This is a genomic window from Stenotrophomonas lacuserhaii (assembly GCF_039674585.1).
Lineage (GTDB): Bacteria > Pseudomonadota > Gammaproteobacteria > Xanthomonadales > Xanthomonadaceae > Stenotrophomonas > Stenotrophomonas pennii_A.
On record NZ_JBDJNU010000031.1, the window covers coordinates 26484 to 44044 of the forward strand.

The 17561-nt window shown below is 67.2% G+C and carries 14 protein-coding genes; 4 read left to right on the plus strand and 10 right to left on the minus strand.

Annotated elements, in window-relative coordinates:
• Window positions 1-34: 34 nt before the first annotated feature.
• From ABE522_RS12535 to ABE522_RS12565, 7 genes are all read right to left on the minus strand, one after another.
• Window positions 35-1135, minus strand: a complete 1101-nt coding sequence (locus tag ABE522_RS12535) for an NADH:flavin oxidoreductase/NADH oxidase (protein WP_080335134.1) — start codon at window positions 1133-1135, stop codon at window positions 35-37.
• Window positions 1136-1275: 140 nt separating this feature from the next.
• Window positions 1276-2085, minus strand: coding sequence for an NAD-dependent protein deacetylase (locus ABE522_RS12540; protein WP_346591974.1), 810 nt, complete (start codon window positions 2083-2085; stop codon window positions 1276-1278).
• Between the two features lie 44 nt (window positions 2086-2129).
• Window positions 2130-2543: an acyl-CoA thioesterase gene (locus ABE522_RS12545; protein WP_346591975.1), complete on the minus strand. Its 414-nt coding sequence runs from the start codon at window positions 2541-2543 to the stop codon at window positions 2130-2132.
• A 105-nt stretch (window positions 2544-2648) separates the two neighbouring features.
• Window positions 2649-3668: a ribonucleotide-diphosphate reductase subunit beta gene (locus ABE522_RS12550; RefSeq protein ID WP_346591976.1), complete on the minus strand. Its 1020-nt coding sequence runs from the start codon at window positions 3666-3668 to the stop codon at window positions 2649-2651.
• A gap of 83 nt (window positions 3669-3751) precedes the next feature.
• Entirely contained in the window at window positions 3752-6148 is a 2397-nt protein-coding gene (locus tag ABE522_RS12555; protein ID WP_346591977.1) for a ribonucleoside-diphosphate reductase subunit alpha, read from the minus strand.
• 619 nt (window positions 6149-6767) lie between these two features.
• Window positions 6768-7868 (minus strand): cell division protein ZapE, encoded by a 1101-nt coding sequence (zapE, locus tag ABE522_RS12560; RefSeq protein ID WP_346591978.1) that lies wholly within the window; start codon window positions 7866-7868, stop codon window positions 6768-6770.
• Window positions 7865-8539 (minus strand): alpha/beta hydrolase, encoded by a 675-nt coding sequence (locus ABE522_RS12565; RefSeq protein ID WP_346591979.1) that lies wholly within the window; start codon window positions 8537-8539, stop codon window positions 7865-7867. Before ABE522_RS12565 ends, zapE begins: the two co-directional genes overlap by 4 nt.
• A gap of 45 nt (window positions 8540-8584) precedes the next feature.
• Between ABE522_RS12565 and ABE522_RS12570 the strand changes: the two genes are divergently transcribed.
• Entirely contained in the window at window positions 8585-9442 is an 858-nt protein-coding gene (locus ABE522_RS12570) for an EamA/RhaT family transporter (protein ID WP_346591980.1), read from the plus strand.
• 40 nt (window positions 9443-9482) lie between these two features.
• Here the strand turns inward: ABE522_RS12570 and ABE522_RS12575 are convergent, their stop codons facing one another.
• The 3 genes from ABE522_RS12575 to ABE522_RS12585 form a co-directional block, all read right to left on the minus strand.
• The gene (locus ABE522_RS12575; RefSeq protein WP_346591981.1) at window positions 9483-10931 is read right to left on the minus strand and encodes an ExeM/NucH family extracellular endonuclease; all 1449 of its coding nucleotides are present in this window, start codon (window positions 10929-10931) and stop codon (window positions 9483-9485) included.
• Between the two features lie 133 nt (window positions 10932-11064).
• Entirely contained in the window at window positions 11065-11583 is a 519-nt protein-coding gene (locus tag ABE522_RS12580) for a c-type cytochrome (RefSeq protein ID WP_346591982.1), read from the minus strand.
• A 295-nt stretch (window positions 11584-11878) separates the two neighbouring features.
• Complete coding sequence (locus tag ABE522_RS12585; RefSeq protein WP_346591983.1) at window positions 11879-12484, minus strand: TetR/AcrR family transcriptional regulator; 606 nt, start codon at window positions 12482-12484, stop codon at window positions 11879-11881.
• Between the two features lie 143 nt (window positions 12485-12627).
• Between ABE522_RS12585 and ABE522_RS12590 the strand changes: the two genes are divergently transcribed.
• The 3 genes from ABE522_RS12590 to ABE522_RS12600 are packed head-to-tail and all read left to right on the plus strand — an operon-like array spanning window position 12628 to window position 17420.
• Complete coding sequence (locus ABE522_RS12590; protein WP_346591984.1) at window positions 12628-13791, plus strand: isovaleryl-CoA dehydrogenase; 1164 nt, start codon at window positions 12628-12630, stop codon at window positions 13789-13791.
• A gap of 9 nt (window positions 13792-13800) precedes the next feature.
• Window positions 13801-15411 (plus strand): carboxyl transferase domain-containing protein, encoded by a 1611-nt coding sequence (locus ABE522_RS12595; protein WP_346591985.1) that lies wholly within the window; start codon window positions 13801-13803, stop codon window positions 15409-15411.
• A 26-nt stretch (window positions 15412-15437) separates the two neighbouring features.
• Window positions 15438-17420, plus strand: a complete 1983-nt coding sequence (locus tag ABE522_RS12600; protein WP_346591986.1) for an acetyl/propionyl/methylcrotonyl-CoA carboxylase subunit alpha — start codon at window positions 15438-15440, stop codon at window positions 17418-17420.
• The last annotated feature ends 141 nt before the right edge of the window (window positions 17421-17561 follow it).

The window sequence follows — 17561 nt, forward strand, 5'->3', positions numbered from 1 at the left end:
ACGGGCATGACGGCCGGCGGCCGTCACTACCGGATCAGCGCGTTTCGAAGACGCCGCGGGCTTCGCGCGGTTCGCAGCGCAGGTACTGCGGGGCTGGCACCACGCTGTCGCCGAGTGCGGCGGCGGCGTGCCACGGCCAGCGCGGGTCGTACAGGATGCCGCGTGCCAGGGCGATGGCATCGGCATGGTTGTGGCGCAGGATCGACTCGGCCTGGTCGGGCTCGGTGATCAGGCCCACGGCAATCACCGGCATGCGGCCCTTGGCCTTGATCGCGGCAGCGAATGGCACCTGGTAGCCCGGGCCGATCTCGATCTTCTGGCGTTCGTCCAGGCCACCGCTGGAAACATGCAGGAAGTTGCAGCCGCGCGATTCCAGGATCATCGCCACGGTCTCGGTCTGGGTGATGTCCCAGCCGCCGGCGACCCAGTCACTGGCCGAAATACGCACGCCCACGGCGATCGACGGCGATACCGCCGCACGCACCGCGTCGTACACCTCGATCAGCAGGCGCATGCGGTTCGGCAGCGGGCCGCCGTAGCCATCGGTACGCTGGTTGCTCAGTGGCGACAGGAACTGGTGCAGCAGGTAGCCGTGCGCGGCATGCAGTTCGATCAACTGGATACCCAGGCGCTCGGCGCGGCGTGCGCTTTCGGCGAAGGCTTCGACGATGCCGGCGATCTCGGCTTCGGTCAGTTCGTGCGGGGCCGGGTTGCCGGCGTGGAACGGGCGCGGCGACGGCGCGACCGGCGTCCAGCCGTTGTCATCATCGGCAGGAATCTGCTTGCCGCCTTCCCACGGACGCGACACCGAGGCCTTGCGACCGGCGTGGCCGAGCTGGATGCCGATCGGCATCGTCGACCAGCGGCGTACCGTCTGCAGCACCTTGTCCAGGGCGGCTTCGGTGGCGTCGTCCCACAGGCCCAGGTCGGCATGGCTGATGCGGCCGCGTGGCTCGACGGCGGTGGCTTCCAGGATCAGCAGTCCGGCGCCGGACTGGGACAGGTTGCCCAGGTGGATGGTGTGCCAATCGGTGGCCTGGCCGTTTTCGGCGGAATACTGGCACATCGGCGCGATCACGATGCGGTTGGGCAGGGTCAGGGGCCCGAAGGTGACGGGCGACAGCAGCTGGCTCACGTGGGGGATTCGCAGGGGGAAAAGACAGGGGGCTATTGCAGCGCCGATGGGGTTGGAGATCAAGCGCTGTGTTGGAACAGGGTTTTTTGGTGTGGATGAAGAGCGTGACGACCAACGGTCGTCACCCACCACGGCGGGTGTCACGATGCTGCCAGCCACGGTGCCAGGGCTTCGGCGCAGTCGCGCTCGTCCTTGAAGGCGAGCAGTTCATCGGCGCGGGTGCGGCCACGGTTCAGCGCTGCCACCGGCAGTCCGGCCTTGGCGGCGGCCTGCACGAAGCGGAAGCCGGAGTACACCATCAGCGATGAGCCCACCACCAGCACCGCATCGGCGCGCTGCAGGTGGTCATGCACGGCCGCGACGCGTTCGCGCGGCACGTTTTCACCGAAGAAGACCACGTCCGGCTTCAGCAGGCCACCGCAGTGCAGGCAGTCCGGCACGTTGAAGGCGGAGAAATCGGTCTCCAGGTCGGCGTCACCATCCGGTGCGATGCCAGCATCCAGCGCGTCCCAGCCGGGATTGGCCGCCATCAGGCGCTGCTGCAGGTCCTCGCGGCCAGTGCGCTGTTCGCAGCCCATGCAGCGCACGCGGTCCAGCCGGCCATGCAGGTCGATCACGTTGGCACTGCCGGCACGCTGGTGCAGCACATCCACGTTCTGGGTCAGCAGCACTTCCAGCTTGCCGCTGGCTTCCAGCGCGGCCAGCGCGTGATGGGTGCCATTGGGCACGGCGTGGCCGAAGCGCGGCCAGCCGACCAGGCTGCGTGCCCAGTAGCGCTGGCGGGTCGCCGGTTCGGCCATGAAGGCCTGGTAGGTCACCGGCGGGGTGCGCTTCCACTGGCCATCGGCATCGCGGTAATCCGGAATGCCGGAGGCAGTGCTGCAACCGGCGCCGGTCAGCACGAACAGGCGGCGGGCGCGCGCGATGAAATCGGTCAGCGGCTGGCTCATACCCGCTCAGATGGGGGCAACCCGGCCACCGTGCAAGCAGCGGCTCAGGCGTCCGGCGTGGCCTCGGGCAATGCCGGGACGGCAGTGGGATGGCCTTCGTCGTCCAGTGCGATCATCACGAAGTGGCCGCGGGTGCACAGCTTGCGCTCGCCGTTGTGCAGGTCCTCGGCGATCAATTCCACCTGCACTTTCATCGAACTGCGGCCAACTTCCACGATACGGCCAATGGTTTCGACCATCTGGCCAATGCGGATCGGCAGTTTGAAATCGACCTGGTCACTGCGCGCGGTGACCACGGTGCGGCGCGAGTAGCGCGCGGCGGCCAGGAACGCGGCCTTGTCCATCCATGCCAGCGCCTGGCCACCGAACAGGGTGCCCATATGGTTGGTGTGGTTGGGGAAGACGATCTCCGCCATGCGCACTTCGATGGGCGGCACGATTTCGGGCTGGGCGGTCATGGGGGTACCGGCATGAGAAAGGGACGGAGCGATTATGTCGCATCCGTCCCTTTTCAGTGTCACGCGTTGACGTCGGGTTGACGGCCAGCGGCCGTCACTACCCGATCAGAAGGACATGTCGAAGGCGACTTCGCCCTTCACGCCGACCTGGTACGCCGAGGAACGGCGTTCGAAGAAGTTGGTCAGCTCCTGCACGTCCTGCAGTTCCATGAAGGACAGCGGGTTGCGCACGTTGTACTTCTTTTCCATGCCCAGGCGGTGGAAATGGTTGTCGGCGCAGTGCTGCAGGTACTGGCGCATGTCGCGGGTGGAAATACCCGCCACGCCGCCGGACAGCACGTCTTCGGCGAACTGCACTTCGCACTCGATCGCTTCGGCCAGCATGTCGTACACCTGCTGCTTCATCGCATCGTCGAACAGGTCCGGCTCTTCTTCGCGGATCACGTCCACGCACTCGAAGGCGAACTCCATGTGCGCGCTTTCATCGCGGAACACCCAGTTGGTACCCGATGCCAGGCCGTTGAGCAGGCCACGCGAACGGAAGTAGTACACGTAGGCGAACGCGGCGAAGAAGAACAGGCCTTCGATGCAGGCAGCGAAGCAGATCTGGTTGAGCAGGAACTGGCGGCGCTGGTCGCGCGTTTCGATCCGGCGCAGGTTCTGGATGGAATCGATCCACTTGAAGCAGAAGTCGGCCTTCTTCTTGATCGAGTCGATGTTCTCCACCGCGGCAAAGGCTTTGACGCGCTCATCCGGATCCGGCAGGTAGTTGTCCAGCAGGGTCAGGTAGAACTGCACGTGCAGCGCCTCTTCATACAGCTGGCGCGACAGGTACATGCGCGCTTCGGGCGCATTGAGGTGCTGGTACAGGTTCAGCACCAGGTTGTTGGACACGATCGAATCGCCGGTGGCGAAGAACGCGACCAGGCGGTGGATCAGGTGGCGGTCGGCCGGCGACATCTTCGAATGCAGGTCGCTGATGTCGATCTGGAAGTTGATCTCTTCCACCGTCCAGGTGTTCTTGATCGCGTTCCGGTACATCTCGTAGAACTGCGAGTAGCGCATCGGACGCAGGGTCAGTTCGAAACCTGGGTCGAGCAGCATCTGGGTGGGTTTATCAGCCATGGTGATTCCTTGGTTTCACGGGCGACAACGCCGAGCATGGCTCGGCGCTACCGCTTTTACGATGATGTGACGGAGCGTGCCGCTTACTGGCACGCCTCGCAGCTTTCCGGATTTTCCAGCGAGCAGGCGACGGCATCGACCGGATCGACGGCGGCCACGTGGCTGCTGACGGTGGTCTTGGCGATCTTGGTGGCCGGACGCGAACGCAGGTAGTACGTGGTCTTGATGCCCTGCTTCCAGGCGTACATGTACATGGACGACATCGCGCCGATGTTCGGGCTTTCCATGAACAGGTTGAGCGAGGCGGACTGGTCGATGAAGGCGCCACGATCGGCGGCCATGTCGATCAGCGAACGCATCGGCAGTTCCCACGCGGTGCGGTACACGTGGCGCAGCGTTTCCGGGATCTGTGCAATGCCCTGGATGGAACCGTCGGCCAGCTTGATCGCATCGCGCATTTCCGGCGTCCAGTGGCCCAGCTTCTTCAGTTCGGTCACCAGGTAACGGTTGATCTGCAGGAAGTCGCCGGACAGGGTCTCGCGCTTGAACAGGTTGGACACCTGCGGCTCCACGCACTCGTAGCAGCCCGCGATGGAAGCGATGGTGGCAGTCGGGGCGATCGCGATCATCAGCGAGTTGCGCAGGCCGTGTTCCTTGATGCGCTCACGCAGGGCGTCCCAACGCGCGGTGTCTTCCGGCACCACGTTCCAGGCATCGAACTGCAGCTCGCCGCTGGCCGCACGGGTGTCGGCGAAGGACGGATGCCTGCCGCGTTCCTGGGCCAGTTCGACCGAGGTTTCCAGCGCATGGAAGTAGATGCTTTCGGCGATCTTCTTCGACAGCGCGCGGGCTTCGGCACTGTCGAAGGCCAGGCGCTTGCGGAAGAACACGTCCTGCAGGCCCATGCAGCCCAGGCCGACCGGGCGCCAGCGCAGGTTGCCGCGACGTGCCGATTCGATCGGGTAGAAGTTCAGGTCGATCACGCGGTCCAGCTGGCGGATCGCCAGGCGCACGGTGTCGGCCAGCTTGTCGAAATCGAACTCGCCGTGGGCATCGAAATGGTTGCCCAGGTTGATCGAGCCCAGGTTGCACACCGCGGTCTCTTCGGCCGAGGTGACTTCCAGGATTTCGGTGCACAGGTTGGACAGGTGGATCACGTTGCCCGGACGCAGGGTCTGGTTGCTGGCGCGGTTGCACTTGTCCTTGAAGGTCATCCAGCCGTTGCCGGTCTCGGCCAGGGTGCGCATCATCCGCGAGTACAGCTTGCGCGCGGAGATGGTGCGGTTGGCCTTGCCCTGCGCTTCGGCCTGCAGGTACGCCGCTTCGAAGGCGTCGCCGAACAGATCGGTGAACTCGGGGACCACGCGCGGATCGAACAGCGACCATTCCTGGTCGGCCTCGACGCGCTTCATGAACAGGTCCGGGATCCAGTTGGCCAGGTTCAGGTTGTGCGCACGGCGCGATTCGTCGCCGGTGTTGTCACGCAGCTCGAGGAAGTCCTCGATGTCGGCGTGCCAGCTTTCCAGGTACACACAGGCCGCGCCCTTGCGCTTGCCGCCCTGGTTCACCGCGGCGACCGAGGAATCCATGGTCTTCAGCCACGGCACGATGCCGTTGGAATGGCCGTTGGTGGACTTGATCAGCGAGCCACGCGAACGCACGCGGGTGTAGCTGACGCCGATGCCGCCGCTGAACTTGGACAGCTGGGCGATGTCGCCGTACTTGGAATAGATGGATTCCAGCGAATCCTGCGGCGAATCCAGCAGGAAGCAGGACGACAGCTGCTCGTGGGTGGTGCCCGAATTGAACAGCGTCGGCGAGGACGGCAGGTAATCCAGGTTGCCCATGCGCTTGTACAGCGCGAGGGTCTCGGCCACGTCTTCGCTCAGCGCGCTGGCGATGCGCAGGAAGAACTGCTGCGGGGTCTCGATCACCTTGCGGGTGTGCGGATGGCGCAGCAGGTAGCGGTCGTACAGGGTACGCAGGCCGAAGTAGTCGAAGTTCAGGTCGAGCGTCGGATCGATCGCATCGTTGAGCTTGCGCGCGTTGATCTGCACGAAGCCCAGCAGGCGGTCGTTGATCAGGCCCACTTCGTGGCCACGGCCGACCGACTGGGAGAACGCGTGGATCTCCTGGTTGGACACTTCCTTGGCGATGAAGTTGGCCAGCAGGCGCGCGGCCAGGCGGCCGTACTCGGGCTCTTCACCGATCAGCAGGGCGGAGGTGCGGATGGACAGTTCGTCCAGCTCCTGCGTGGTGGCGCCGTTGTACAGGCCGGAAATGGTGCGGGTGGCCACGCGCATCGGATCGACCGAATGCAGGCCTTCCGAGGAACGCTGCACCGCGCGGACGATCTTGTTCAGGTCCACCAGCTCGGTCGTACCGTTGCGCTTGGTCACACTCATGGTGTTGGCAGTCGGCGGCGACGTAAGCAGGAACTCGCTTTCCTTGTCGATGGTGGCACTGTTTTCGGTGGTCACGGCGGTGGTCCTCTGGGCGTGAGATGGGATGCACGGCGCGCCTGGGCAGGCACGTTCCGGTGCGGATCAATCCAAGGATGAAAGAGAGGTGTCGCATCCGGCGCGACAGTGACGGAAAGCCCGCACACCGCACCCTGCAAAACCCGTCATCCGATCAGAGATCACGCAGCCAGTGCCGCACATGTGCACATGCGGCTGTCGGCAAGACGGAAAGGCTCCCGAAAGTACCGTTGCGGGGCAGTGCCGGGGTCCCTGCGTGCAGGGGTCCAGGCTTCCCGTCCGTGTCCTCGACTTGTGGTCGAAGACACCGACGGCCACAAGATAGTGGGGGTAAGGGGGTCCGTCAACGCCAAATGTAGGGATTTCTCCTAATCCCTTGTGGCGCAAGGACCAGCGCTTTCCAACCCGCCCGGCCGGGGCGACACCCGTCGGAAACGGGTGCGCAGTCAAGGCCGCAGGACACCCTTTTGGTGTGACAGCGGGTCGCGATCAACGCAACAGTGAGCCTCACGCGGCCTGCACGAAGCTGGCTGGGCAGCCAAAAAGGGGACGGAGGGGATTAAGGCGCAAACGGCCGCCGTCGGGCCGTTTGCGCCTTAATCCCCGCCGTCCCCTTTTTTCAGGCTTTGTGCGCGGTGCCCAGGTACTCGGCGCTCTGCATTTCGATCAGGCGCGAGGCGGTGCGCTCGAAGGCGCCCTGCAGGCGGTTGCCGGTATACAGCTCGACCGGCGAGGTGGTGGCGGTGCAGACCAGGTTGACGTGGCGGTCGTACAGTTCGTCGATGAGGTTGACGAAGCGCCGCGCGGCGTCTTCGTTGTTGCGGTCGAAGGCGGGGACGCCGCCCAGCAGCACGGTGTTGAACTCCTGCGCGATCTCGATGTAATCCGAGGGCCCGCGCGGGCCTTCGCACAGCGCCGGGAAATCGAACCAGGCGATGCTCTTGCCGCGCCCGCGCACCGGAATCTTGCGGCCTTCGATCTCGATGTTGCCGGCCTTCGCCGGCTGCCCACCGCTGAGGTCGGCCCACCGGCTGCCCAGCCATTCATCGCTGTCGGCCGCCAGCGGCGCGCGGTACACCGGCGAACGCGTGAGCGCGCGCATGCGGTAGTCCTCGGTGCCTTCGGCGTACAGCTCCACGCAGTAGCGCTGCAGCAGGTCGATGGCGGGCAAGAAGCTGTCGCGCTGCAGGCCGTTCAGGTACAGGTTTTCCACTGCCGTATTGGAGGTGGTCACCAGGGTCACGCCCTCGGCGAACAGCCGTTCCAGCAGGCGCGCCAGCAGCATCGCATCGCCGATGTCGGTGACGAAGAACTCGTCCAGCACCAGCACGCGCAGCTTGCTGCGCCACTCCTGGGCGATCTTCGCCAGCGGGTCGCTCTGCCCCTGGTGTTCGCGCAGGCGTTCGTGGATGCCGCGCATGAACCGGTGGAAGTGGGTGCGGTACTTCTGCTCGATCGGCAGCCCGTCGTAGAACAGGTCCACCAGGAAGGTCTTGCCGCGGCCGACGCCACCCCAGAAATACAGGCCCTTGACTGCCTCCGGCTTCTTGAAGAACGACGACAGCCGGTCCAGCCAGCCGTCGTCGGCATCTTCCAGCAGCGCCAGGTGGATGCGGTCCAGTTCGGCCAGCGCGGCGTGCTGGGCCGGGTCGTCCTGCCATTCGCCGCGTGCCACGCCCTCGGCATAGCGCCGCGAAGGGGTCATCACCGCCTCGCTCATGCCGCCGGATCCGCTTGCAGCGGCAACCAGCGCTTCACCCCGTGGGTGATCGCCCCGCGCAGGTCGATCAGCTTGCGGTGGAAGAAGTGGCTGGTGTCGGGCATGCGCACCAGCTCGTGCGGTGCGTCCACGCTATCCAACCAGTCATACACCGCCTGCGGATCGACGATCTCGTCCTGTTCGCCCTGGATCACCAGCCACCGTGCCGGCGGCTGGATGCCGCCGAAGTCCCAGCGGCCGGCCGGCGGGGCGATCGATACCAGCGCCTGCGGCTGCACGTCGGCGGTGACTTTCAACGAAACGAAGGCGCCGAAACTGAAGCCTGCCAGCCACAGCTGGTCACCCGGGCGCTGTTCGCGCACCCAGGCCACCACGGCCTTCAGGTCGTCCTGTTCGCCGTTGCCGTGGTCGAAGCGGCCAGCCGATCCGCCGACACTGCGGAAGTTGAAACGCACCGTCGCCACGCCGAGGTCGCGCAGCGCGTTGGCGGCCATGGTGACCACCTTGTTGTGCATCGTGCCGCCCTCGGTGGACAGCGGGTGGCAGACGATGGCGGTCACCGGCTGGGCCGCCACCTCGGGCTTGGGCAGATCAACCGCGACATCCAGCGGACCGACCGGTCCGGCAAGCACGAGGGTGTCCGACTGCGGGGGGAAAGGAGGATTGCGCATGGCAACATGATAGCGTCCCCCACCCGTCCCCTGCTCCCGGCCCCCATGTACTTCCTTGCATTCGCGGTGATCTGCAGCGTGCTGGTGTCGGTGATGCTGAAGCTCGCACGGCGCCAGCAGCTGGACGTGGGCCAGATGGTCACCTGGAATTACCTGGTGGCCGCGGCGATGACCGGGCTGGTGCTGCGCCCGCCGCTGGCCTCGCTGCACTCCAGCGATGCCCCGTGGGCGGCCCTGTTGGCGCTGGCGGTGATCCTGCCGGCGATCTTCCTGGTGCTGGGCCGCGCGGTAGCGGTGGCCGGCATCGTGCGAAGTGACGTGGCGCAGCGCTTGTCGCTGCTGCTTTCGCTGCTGGCCGCGTTCGCGTTCTTCGGCCAGACCGCCACGCCGTGGAAGCTGGCAGGCCTGGGCCTGGGACTGGTGGCGATGCTGGCCATCAGCGCGCGGCCGCGCGGTCCGGCGGCGGACGCCGCGCCGGCAGGCTGGCGCTGGCTGCTCGGGGTGTGGGCCGGCTTCGCGGCGGTGGACATCCTGCTGAAGAAGGTCGCGCTGTCCGGCACCCCGTCGATGGCCGCGCTGCTGCTGTGCTTCAGCCTGGCCTTCATCCTGATGCTGGCCCTGCAGCTATGGCGGCATGCGCGGGGCCGTACCCGGCTGGCGTGGCGCAACCTCGGCGCAGGCGCGCTGCTGGGCCTGCTGAACGGCGGCAACATCCTGTTCTACGTGCATGCACACCAGGCCCTGCCCGACAACCCGGCCAGCGTGTTCGCCGGCATGAACATCGGCGTTGTGGTGCTGGGGGCGCTGGTCGGCATGGTCGGTTTCGGCGAGCGCACCAGCGCGTGGAACCGCGTGGGCCTGGCGTTGGCCGTGCTGGCGATCGGCTTGATCGCCGCCGGGTGAGGCCTGGCAAAGGGGTCAGACTCTGACCCCACCGCGAAGGTCAGCGATCGAAGCCGAGCAGCAGGGGATCGTGGTCGGAACTGCGCCACGGGCCATCGACATTGCGCTGCTGGTAACCGCTGGCATCCATTTCGTCGGCGTTGCTGTGCCATTCCGCCGCGCCCGCCAGGCGCTTGGCCATGCCCGCATTGAGCAGCGCGTGGTCCAGCCGTCCGCTGTAGCCGTTGTAGACGTAGCTGTAGGGACGCTCCACCTTGGCCAGCGCGAAAGCGTCCTGCCAGCCGGCGCTGCGCAGCGCGCGGATCGGGTCTTCCATCGCATAGGCATTGAAGTCGCCCAGCAGCACCCCATCGCGTGCGCCGGTACCGGTCGGGTCCTCCTGCATCCAGGCGTTCAACTGTTCGGCTGATGCCACCCGGGTGGCGTTCCAGCAGCCTTGGCCGTCGTCGTGGTCGGCATCGGCGCCGCTGGCATCGCGGCAGCCTTTCGACTTGAAGTGGTTGGCGACCACCATGAAGGGGGCGCCGCCCTTGGCCTGGAAGGCCTGCGCCAGCGGAACGCGGCTGTGTTCGACGAAGCTGCCGCCTTCCAGCGTGGCTGGTTTGCCGAGCGCGGTCAGCCGGCTGGCGCGGTAGATGATGCCGACCCGGATCGGATTCCCGCCCGGGCCGTTGCCGGCATCGACGAAGCGCCAATCAGCGTGGCTGCCGGGTGCGGCGTTGAGCGCATCGACCAGCGTGGCAATCGCCGACTGCGGCCCGTAGCCATCGTTCTCCAGCTCCATCAGCGCCGCCACGTCAGCATCCAGCGGGCCGATGGTGGCGATCAGCTTGTTCAGCTGCGCCTTGTGTTCGTCCAGGGTCCTGGCGCCGCGCAGGGTGGGGAAACCGCCGCCTTTGCCGTCGCCATTGAAGAAATTCTCCAGGTTGAACGCGGCTACCTTCAGCGAGCCGCCCACCTGCGGCACCGCCGGACGCTGCAGTGAAGGCAGCTCCAGCACGCGGCCGGGCTGCAGGCTGGGGCGGCCTTCGGCGTCCACGCGCACCCGGCCTTCCACGCCACGCAGCTGCATGCCGGTGCGCAGCACCGCGTCGCTGGCCAGGTAGGGCACCTGCTGCGGGTCGCGGGCATCGCTGCCGTCGTCGAGCAGCAGCCGCCGACGCTGGTTGTCGGCCATCACCTGGCGTTGGCCGGCGCTGCCCGGCACGGCCACCTCGGTGGGCTGCCACAGGCGGCCTTCGAAGGCGACGGTGAGCTGGCCGGAACGCTCCAGCCCGTCGGTGCCGGCCAGCGTGAGCGGCGCGGTGATGCGGACGTACCGGCCATCCAGCGCACGCCAGTCAGCTGGCGCACGGGCCAGGGTGAGGGGGGCGCCCTGCGGGCTGGCCAACTGGCCCGGCATGGCCTGCGGCGCGGGCTGCGGCTGCGGCTGGGCGAAAGCGGGGGAAACAGATAAAGCCACGGCAAAGGCAAGCAGGCAACGGCGCATCGACAACGGCTCCAGACAGTTACAGCGGCAACGGAAGGGGATGCCGCCACTGTAACCACAAAACATGAAGGCCTGATGCGTCGCCGCTCCGCTGGCCGCAAGCGGCAAAGAAGAAGGGGGCGAGCCCCCTTTTTTACTTCAGGTTGCCGAGCATCCAGTCGACCGTGGCGTGGATCTGCTCTTCGGTGAGCGCGGGGTTTCCGCCCTTGGGTGGCATGATCCCGCCGTCCGGGCCGGTGTAGCCCTCGATCGCGTGCTTGTAGAGCGTTTCCTTGCCCTGCGCGATGCGCGCATCCCAGTGCGAATGGTCCAGCGTGGGGGCCAGGCCGACACCGGTGGTGTGGCAGGCGGTGCAGAGGTTGTCGTAGATCACTTTGCCGTCGGTGGTGCCACCGTAGGCCACCTGCGAGGCGGCCTTTGCGAGCGCGGCCGCCTGGGCCGCTGCCTGCGCCGCCGCGCCGGTGCTGCCGGCGTAGACCGCGCCGGACGGGGCGATGCGCTGGCCGGTCCGCATCACCGCCGTAGGCGATACCTCGGCAGGAATCCGGGTATGCAGCCAGGCGGCCAGGAAGATCAACCCCAAGGTGATCACGGCCAGCAGGCCGATGACCATGGAAAAGCGTTTCAGGAACTCAAGATCGTGATTCCGCACTCTTCGTTACCCCTGGCTGATAGTCGATGGACCACGGCTGAGCGTATGAGCCTGCCGGCCGAGTATAGAACGGGCCTCGCCGGGGACAACAGCGCAGTGCAGCATCGGCGTGGTCGCCAGACCGCTGCGCTCGCCGAGGGTGGCTCGGCGCTACCGGTTGCGCCGGCCGGCTCTGGTAGCGCCGAGCCGTGCTCGGCGGCTTTGGCTGCCGGCCGCACGGCACCTCATGCAGGCCGCGTCGCTGCGCTCGCCGAGCATGGCTCGGCGCTACCGGTTGTGCATGCCGGGACCGTGATCAGCCGCCGGCGGCACGCAGGCAGAACGCGCTGATCGAGTCGGCCAGCGCATGTTCGTCGCGGTGGGCCTGGCGGCTGGGCGCGGTCGGGCCCACCAGGGCTTCGGTGAAGGCACCGACGATGCAGGCCGCGGTGACGTCCACGTCCTGCGCCGGGAACGCGCCGCTGGCGATGCCATCTTCGACCAGCCGACGGAACACGTCGCCGAAGCGTCGCCGCCCGCGCATGCGCTCGGCTTCCACTTCCGGGTCGACCGGTTCGACGATGAAGGCATGCGCCAGCCCCGGGCCGGCCAACGCGCGCCGCACGAAGGCAGTGATCGCCAGCCGCAGCCGCTGCGGGGCCGGTTCGGGGCCGGCGGCGATGCCTTCCAGGATCTCGACTTCGTGCTCCACCGCCGCGCTCAACACCTCCACGAACAGCTCGGCCTTGGACGGGAAGTGGCGGTAGATCAGCCCGGTGGACACCCCCGCCTGGGTCGCCACGGCGGTCACCGGGGCATTGCGGTAACCGCCCGCCGCGACCAGTTCACGGGCCGCCAGCAGGATCCGCTCGCGCGCCCCCGCCATCCGTTCTTCCATCAGCGGGGAGCGTTTGTAAGCCATGGGGTGATTGTAGATTCAATTTTTGAACTTGTGTTCACTTTTTATCCGATCCGGGCTAGTCTGGCTCCATCGCCCGCGCAGGCGCCTTGCCTGCCCCCCTCCGGTGCGCCCCCTACCCGCCGCCTGTCCGTGGAGTCGCCCGCATGCACGTTCCATCCCTGAACTTCGACCTTGGCGAAGACATCGACCTGCTGCGCGACAGCGTGGCGCAGTTCGCTGCCGCCGAGATCGCGCCGTTGGCCGCCCATGCCGATGAAACCAACCAGTTCCCGCTGGCGCTGTGGCGCAAGCTGGGCGAGCAGGGCCTGCTCGGCATGACCGTGGAAGAGGAATACGGCGGCACCGGCATGGGTTACCTGGCCCATGTGGTGGCGATGGAAGAAGTCTCGCGTGCTTCCGGCGGCATCGGCCTTTCCTACGGCGCGCACTCCAACCTGTGCGTGAACCAGCTGCGCAAGAACGGGACCGAAGCGCAGAAGCAGCGGTTCCTGCCCGGCCTGTGCAGGGGCGAGCTGGTCGGCGCGCTGGCGATGAGCGAACCCGGTGCCGGCTCCGACGTGGTGTCGATGAAGCTGCGCGCGGAAAAGCGTGGCGACCGCTACGTGCTCAACGGCAACAAGATGTGGATCACCAACGGCCCGGATGCCGACGTGCTGGTGGTGTATGCCAAGACCGATCCGGACGCCGGCGCGAAGGGCATCACCGCCTTCCTGGTGGAAAAAGGCATGAAGGGTTTCAGCACCGCGCAGAAGCTGGACAAGCTCGGCATGCGCTCCTCGCCCACCAGTGAACTGGTGTTCCAGGATTGCGAAGTACCGGCGGAAAACGTGCTCGGCCAGGAAGGCAGTGGCGTGCGCGTGCTGATGTCCGGGCTGGATTACGAACGCGTGGTGCTGTCCGGCGGCCCGCTGGGGCTGATGGCCGCGGCGATGGACGTGGTGATGCCCTATGTGCACGAGCGCCACCAGTTCGGCGAAGCCATCGGCAGCTTCCAGCTGATCCAGGCCAAGATCGCCGACATGTACGTCGGCCTCGGCGCGTGCCGGGCCTATGTGTATGCGGTGGCGCGCGCCTGCGACCAGGGCCGCACCACCCGCCAGGATGCGGCCGGCGCGATCCTGTATGCCGCCGAGAAAGCCACCTGGCTGACCGGCCAGGCGATCCAGATCCTGGGCGGCAACGGCTACATCAACGAGTACCCCACCGGCCGCTTGTGGCGCGATGCCAAGCTGTATGAAATCGGCGCGGGCACCTCGGAAATCCGCCGCATGCTGATCGGTCGCGAACTGTTCCAGCGCACGCTGTAAGGGCCTTCCATGAGCATTCTGAACACCCAGCTGCAGCCTGGCAGCGGATCCTTCGAAAGCAACCGCAGTGCCATGCAGGCAGTGGTCGATGACCTGCATGCCACCCTGGCGCGCACCGCGCTGGGCGGCAGCGAGGCGGCACGCAGCAAGCACACCGCGCGCGGCAAGCTGCTGGTGCGTGAGCGCATCGATGCGCTGCTGGATGCCGGCAGCGCCTTCCTGGAAATCGCCCCGCTGGCGGCGCACGGCATGTATGAAGACGCCGTGCCCTGCGCCGGCGTGGTGGCCGGCATCGGCCGGGTGAGCGGCGTGGAATGCGTGATCGTGGCCAACGATGCCACGGTCAAGGGCGGCACCTATTACCCGATGACGGTCAAGAAGCACCTGCGTGCGCAGGAGATCGCCGAGCAGAACCGCCTGCCCTGCATCTACCTGGTCGACTCGGGTGGCGCCTTCCTGCCGCTGCAGGACGAGGTATTCCCGGACCGCGACCACTTCGGCCGCATCTTCTACAACCAGGCCAATCTGTCCGCGCAGGGCATCCCGCAGATCGCCTGCGTGATGGGCAGCTGCACGGCTGGCGGTGCCTACGTGCCGGCGATGAGCGATGAAACGGTGATCGTGCGCGAGCAGGGCACCATTTTCCTGGGCGGCCCGCCGCTGGTGAAGGCCGCCACCGGTGAAGTGGTCAGCGCCGAAGACCTCGGCGGTGCCGACGTGCACACGCGGCTTTCCGGCGTGGCCGACCACATGGCCGACAACGACCTGCAGGCGCTGGCGCGGGTCCGCGCGATCATCGCCCAGCTCAACTGGCGCAAGCCGGAGCCGGCGATGGCGCTGCAGCCGGTGGAGGCGCCGCTGTTCCCGGTGCATGAGCTGTATGGCGTGATCCCGGCCGATACGCGCAAGCCGTTCGACGTGCGCGAAGTGATCGCCCGGCTGGTGGACGGATCGCGGTTCGACGAGTTCAAGCCGCGCTACGGCAGCACCCTGGTCACCGGCTTTGCGCACCTGCACGGTTACCCGGTGGGCATCATCGCCAACAACGGCATCCTGTTTTCCGAGTCCGCGCTGAAGGGCGCGCACTTCATCGAACTGTGCACCCAGCGCAACATCCCGCTGGTGTTCCTGCAGAACATCACCGGCTTCATGGTGGGCCGCAAGTACGAACAGGGCGGCATCGCCAAGGACGGGGCCAAGCTGGTGATGGCGGTAGCGTGTGCGAAGGTGCCGAAGTTCACGGTGGTGATCGGCGGTTCATTCGGGGCCGGCAACTACGGCATGTGCGGCCGCGCCTATTCGCCCAATTTCCTGTGGATGTGGCCCAACGCACGCATCGGGGTGATGGGCGGCGAGCAGGCCGCCAGCGTGCTGGCCACGGTCAAGCGCGATGGCATCCAAGCCAAGGGCGGCGCTTGGGCGGCGGCGGAAGAAGAGGCTTTCAAGGCGCCTATCCGCGACCAGTTCGAACACCAGGGACATCCGTACTACGCAAGCGCGCGGCTGTGGGACGACGGCATCATCGACCCTGCCGACACCCGCCGCGTGCTGGCCCTGGCCTTGTCGGCCAGCCTCAACGCCCCGGCCCGCGAGACACGCTTCGGCGTGTTCCGCATGTGACCTGCGCCATGACCGAGCCCTCCATGATGTTCACCAAGATCCTCATCGCCAACCGCGGCGAGATCGCCTGCCGCGTCATTGCAACCTGCCGCAGACTCGGCATCGCCACGGTGGCGGTGTACTCCGATGCCGACCGCAACGCGCGCCATGTGCGGCTGGCCGACGAAGCCATCGCGATCGGTCCGGCACCGGCCGCGGAAAGCTACCTGCGTGCCGAGGTGCTCCTGGAAGCGGCCCGCCGCAGTGGCGCCCAGGCGATCCACCCCGGCTACGGTTTCCTGTCTGAAAATGCGGCCTTCGCTGACGCGTGCGCGGCTGCCGGCGTGGTGTTCATCGGTCCGCCGGCCAGCGCCATCCGTGCGATGGGTGACAAGAGCGCGGCCAAGGCGCTGATGCAGCAGGCCGGCGTGCCATTGACCCCCGGCTACCACGGCGACAACCAGGACCCGCAGTTCCTGCGCGGACAAGCCGATGCGATCGGCTATCCGGTGCTGATCAAGGCCAGCGCCGGTGGCGGCGGCAAGGGCATGCGCCGGGTGGACGACAGCGCGGCCTTCATCGAGGCGCTGGCCAGCTGCCAGCGCGAAGCGCGTTCGGCCTTCGGCAATGACCACGTGCTGGTGGAAAAGTACGTGCTGCGCCCGCGCCATATCGAGATCCAGGTGTTCGGCGATGGCCACGGCAACGTCGTGCACCTGTTCGAGCGTGACTGTTCGGTGCAGCGCCGCCACCAGAAAGTGCTGGAAGAAGCACCGGCCCCGGGCATGACCGCCGAGCGTCGCGCTGCGATGGGCAAGGCCGCAGTGGATGCCGCGCGCGCGGTGGGTTACGTGGGCGCCGGCACGGTGGAGTTCATCGCCTCGCCGGAGGGCGACTTCTACTTCATGGAAATGAACACCCGGCTGCAGGTGGAACACCCGGTGACCGAGTTCATCACCGGCACCGACCTTGTGGCCTGGCAGCTGAGCGTGGCCGCCGGCCAGCCGCTGCCCAAGCGCCAGGACGAGCTGGCGATCCGCGGTCATGCGCTGGAAGCGCGGCTGTATGCCGAGGACGCCGACAAGGGTTTCCTGCCCTCCATCGGCACGCTGCGCCACCTGCGCCTGCCGCTGGAAAGCGCGCACGTGCGCGTGGATACGGGCGTCGAGCAGGGCGACATCATCACCCCCTTCTACGATCCGATGATCGCCAAGCTGATCGTCTGGGACGTGGACCGCGACGCCGCGTTGCGCCGCATGCAGCAGGCGTTGGCCGCCTGCCAGGTGGTGGGCGTGACCACCAATGCCGGGTTCCTGCGGCGGCTGGTCGGCACCGCTTCGTTCTCGCAGGCGAAGCTGGACACCGCGTTGATCGAACGCGAGCAGGACGCGCTGGGCGCACCCGCGGCCGGCGATGAAGTGCTGTGGACGCTTGCGGCGGTTGCCGCGACGGTGACGACGGCGAGCGCAGCGGTTGATGCGCGCGATCCGCGCTCACCGTGGCAGGCACAGGATGGCTGGCGGATCGGGGCTTCAGCCTCGCGCCTGCTGCCGCTGCAGCAGGGCGAGCACCAGTACACGCTGCGGGTTTGGACGCAGCCGGATGGCTGGCAGGTGCAGCGTGATGCCGAACCGGCGCGGCAGGTCAGTGGCCGCTTCACCGACGGCCAGCTGGACGTGACGCTGGATGGGCAGCGCTGGCGTGCAGGCGTGCTGCGCGATGACGGCCAGGTATATCTGTTCACCGCGCAGGGCCAGCAGCGGTTCACGGTGCATGACCCGGTAGGCGAATCCGAGCAGGCCACGGCCGACGCCGGCAGCCTGCTGGCGCCGATGCCGGGCAGGATCGTCGCTACGCTGGTGGAACCGGGCAGCAAGGTCAGCCGCGGTACGCCGCTGGTGGTGCTGGAGGCGATGAAGATGGAACACACGCTGGCCGCGCCGGCCGACGGCACCGTGCATGGCTATCGCGCGAAAGCGGGGGAACAGGTGGGCGATGGCGCGGTGCTGGTGGATTTCGAGGCGGTTTAGCGTCGCGGCCAGGGCGGGGGGCTGTGGGCTGGCGGGGGGGGGGGGGGGGGGGGGGGGGGGGGGGGGCAGAGGGAACGAGCGGGGCGCGGGGAGCGCGCAACGACCCGACGCAAACCCACCCCCCCCCCCCCCCCCCCCCCC

Excerpts from the sequence above, each read along its gene's own strand:
- ABE522_RS12540 (WP_346591974.1), bottom strand. The coding sequence starts at position 2,085 with ATGAGCCAGCCGCTGACCGATTTCATCGCGCGCGCCCGCCGCCTGTTC.
- ABE522_RS12545 (WP_346591975.1), bottom strand. The coding sequence starts at position 2,543 with ATGACCGCCCAGCCCGAAATCGTGCCGCCCATCGAAGTGCGCATGGCG.
- ABE522_RS12550 (WP_346591976.1), bottom strand. The coding sequence starts at position 3,668 with ATGGCTGATAAACCCACCCAGATGCTGCTCGACCCAGGTTTCGAACTG.
- zapE (WP_346591978.1), bottom strand. The coding sequence starts at position 7,868 with ATGAGCGAGGCGGTGATGACCCCTTCGCGGCGCTATGCCGAGGGCGTG.
- ABE522_RS12565 (WP_346591979.1), bottom strand. The coding sequence starts at position 8,539 with ATGCGCAATCCTCCTTTCCCCCCGCAGTCGGACACCCTCGTGCTTGCC.
- ABE522_RS12570 (WP_346591980.1), top strand. The coding sequence starts at position 8,585 with ATGTACTTCCTTGCATTCGCGGTGATCTGCAGCGTGCTGGTGTCGGTG.
- ABE522_RS12575 (WP_346591981.1), bottom strand. The coding sequence starts at position 10,931 with ATGCGCCGTTGCCTGCTTGCCTTTGCCGTGGCTTTATCTGTTTCCCCC.
- ABE522_RS12585 (WP_346591983.1), bottom strand. The coding sequence starts at position 12,484 with ATGGCTTACAAACGCTCCCCGCTGATGGAAGAACGGATGGCGGGGGCG.
- ABE522_RS12590 (WP_346591984.1), top strand. The coding sequence starts at position 12,628 with ATGCACGTTCCATCCCTGAACTTCGACCTTGGCGAAGACATCGACCTG.
- ABE522_RS12595 (WP_346591985.1), top strand. The coding sequence starts at position 13,801 with ATGAGCATTCTGAACACCCAGCTGCAGCCTGGCAGCGGATCCTTCGAA.
- ABE522_RS12600 (WP_346591986.1), top strand. The coding sequence starts at position 15,438 with ATGTTCACCAAGATCCTCATCGCCAACCGCGGCGAGATCGCCTGCCGC.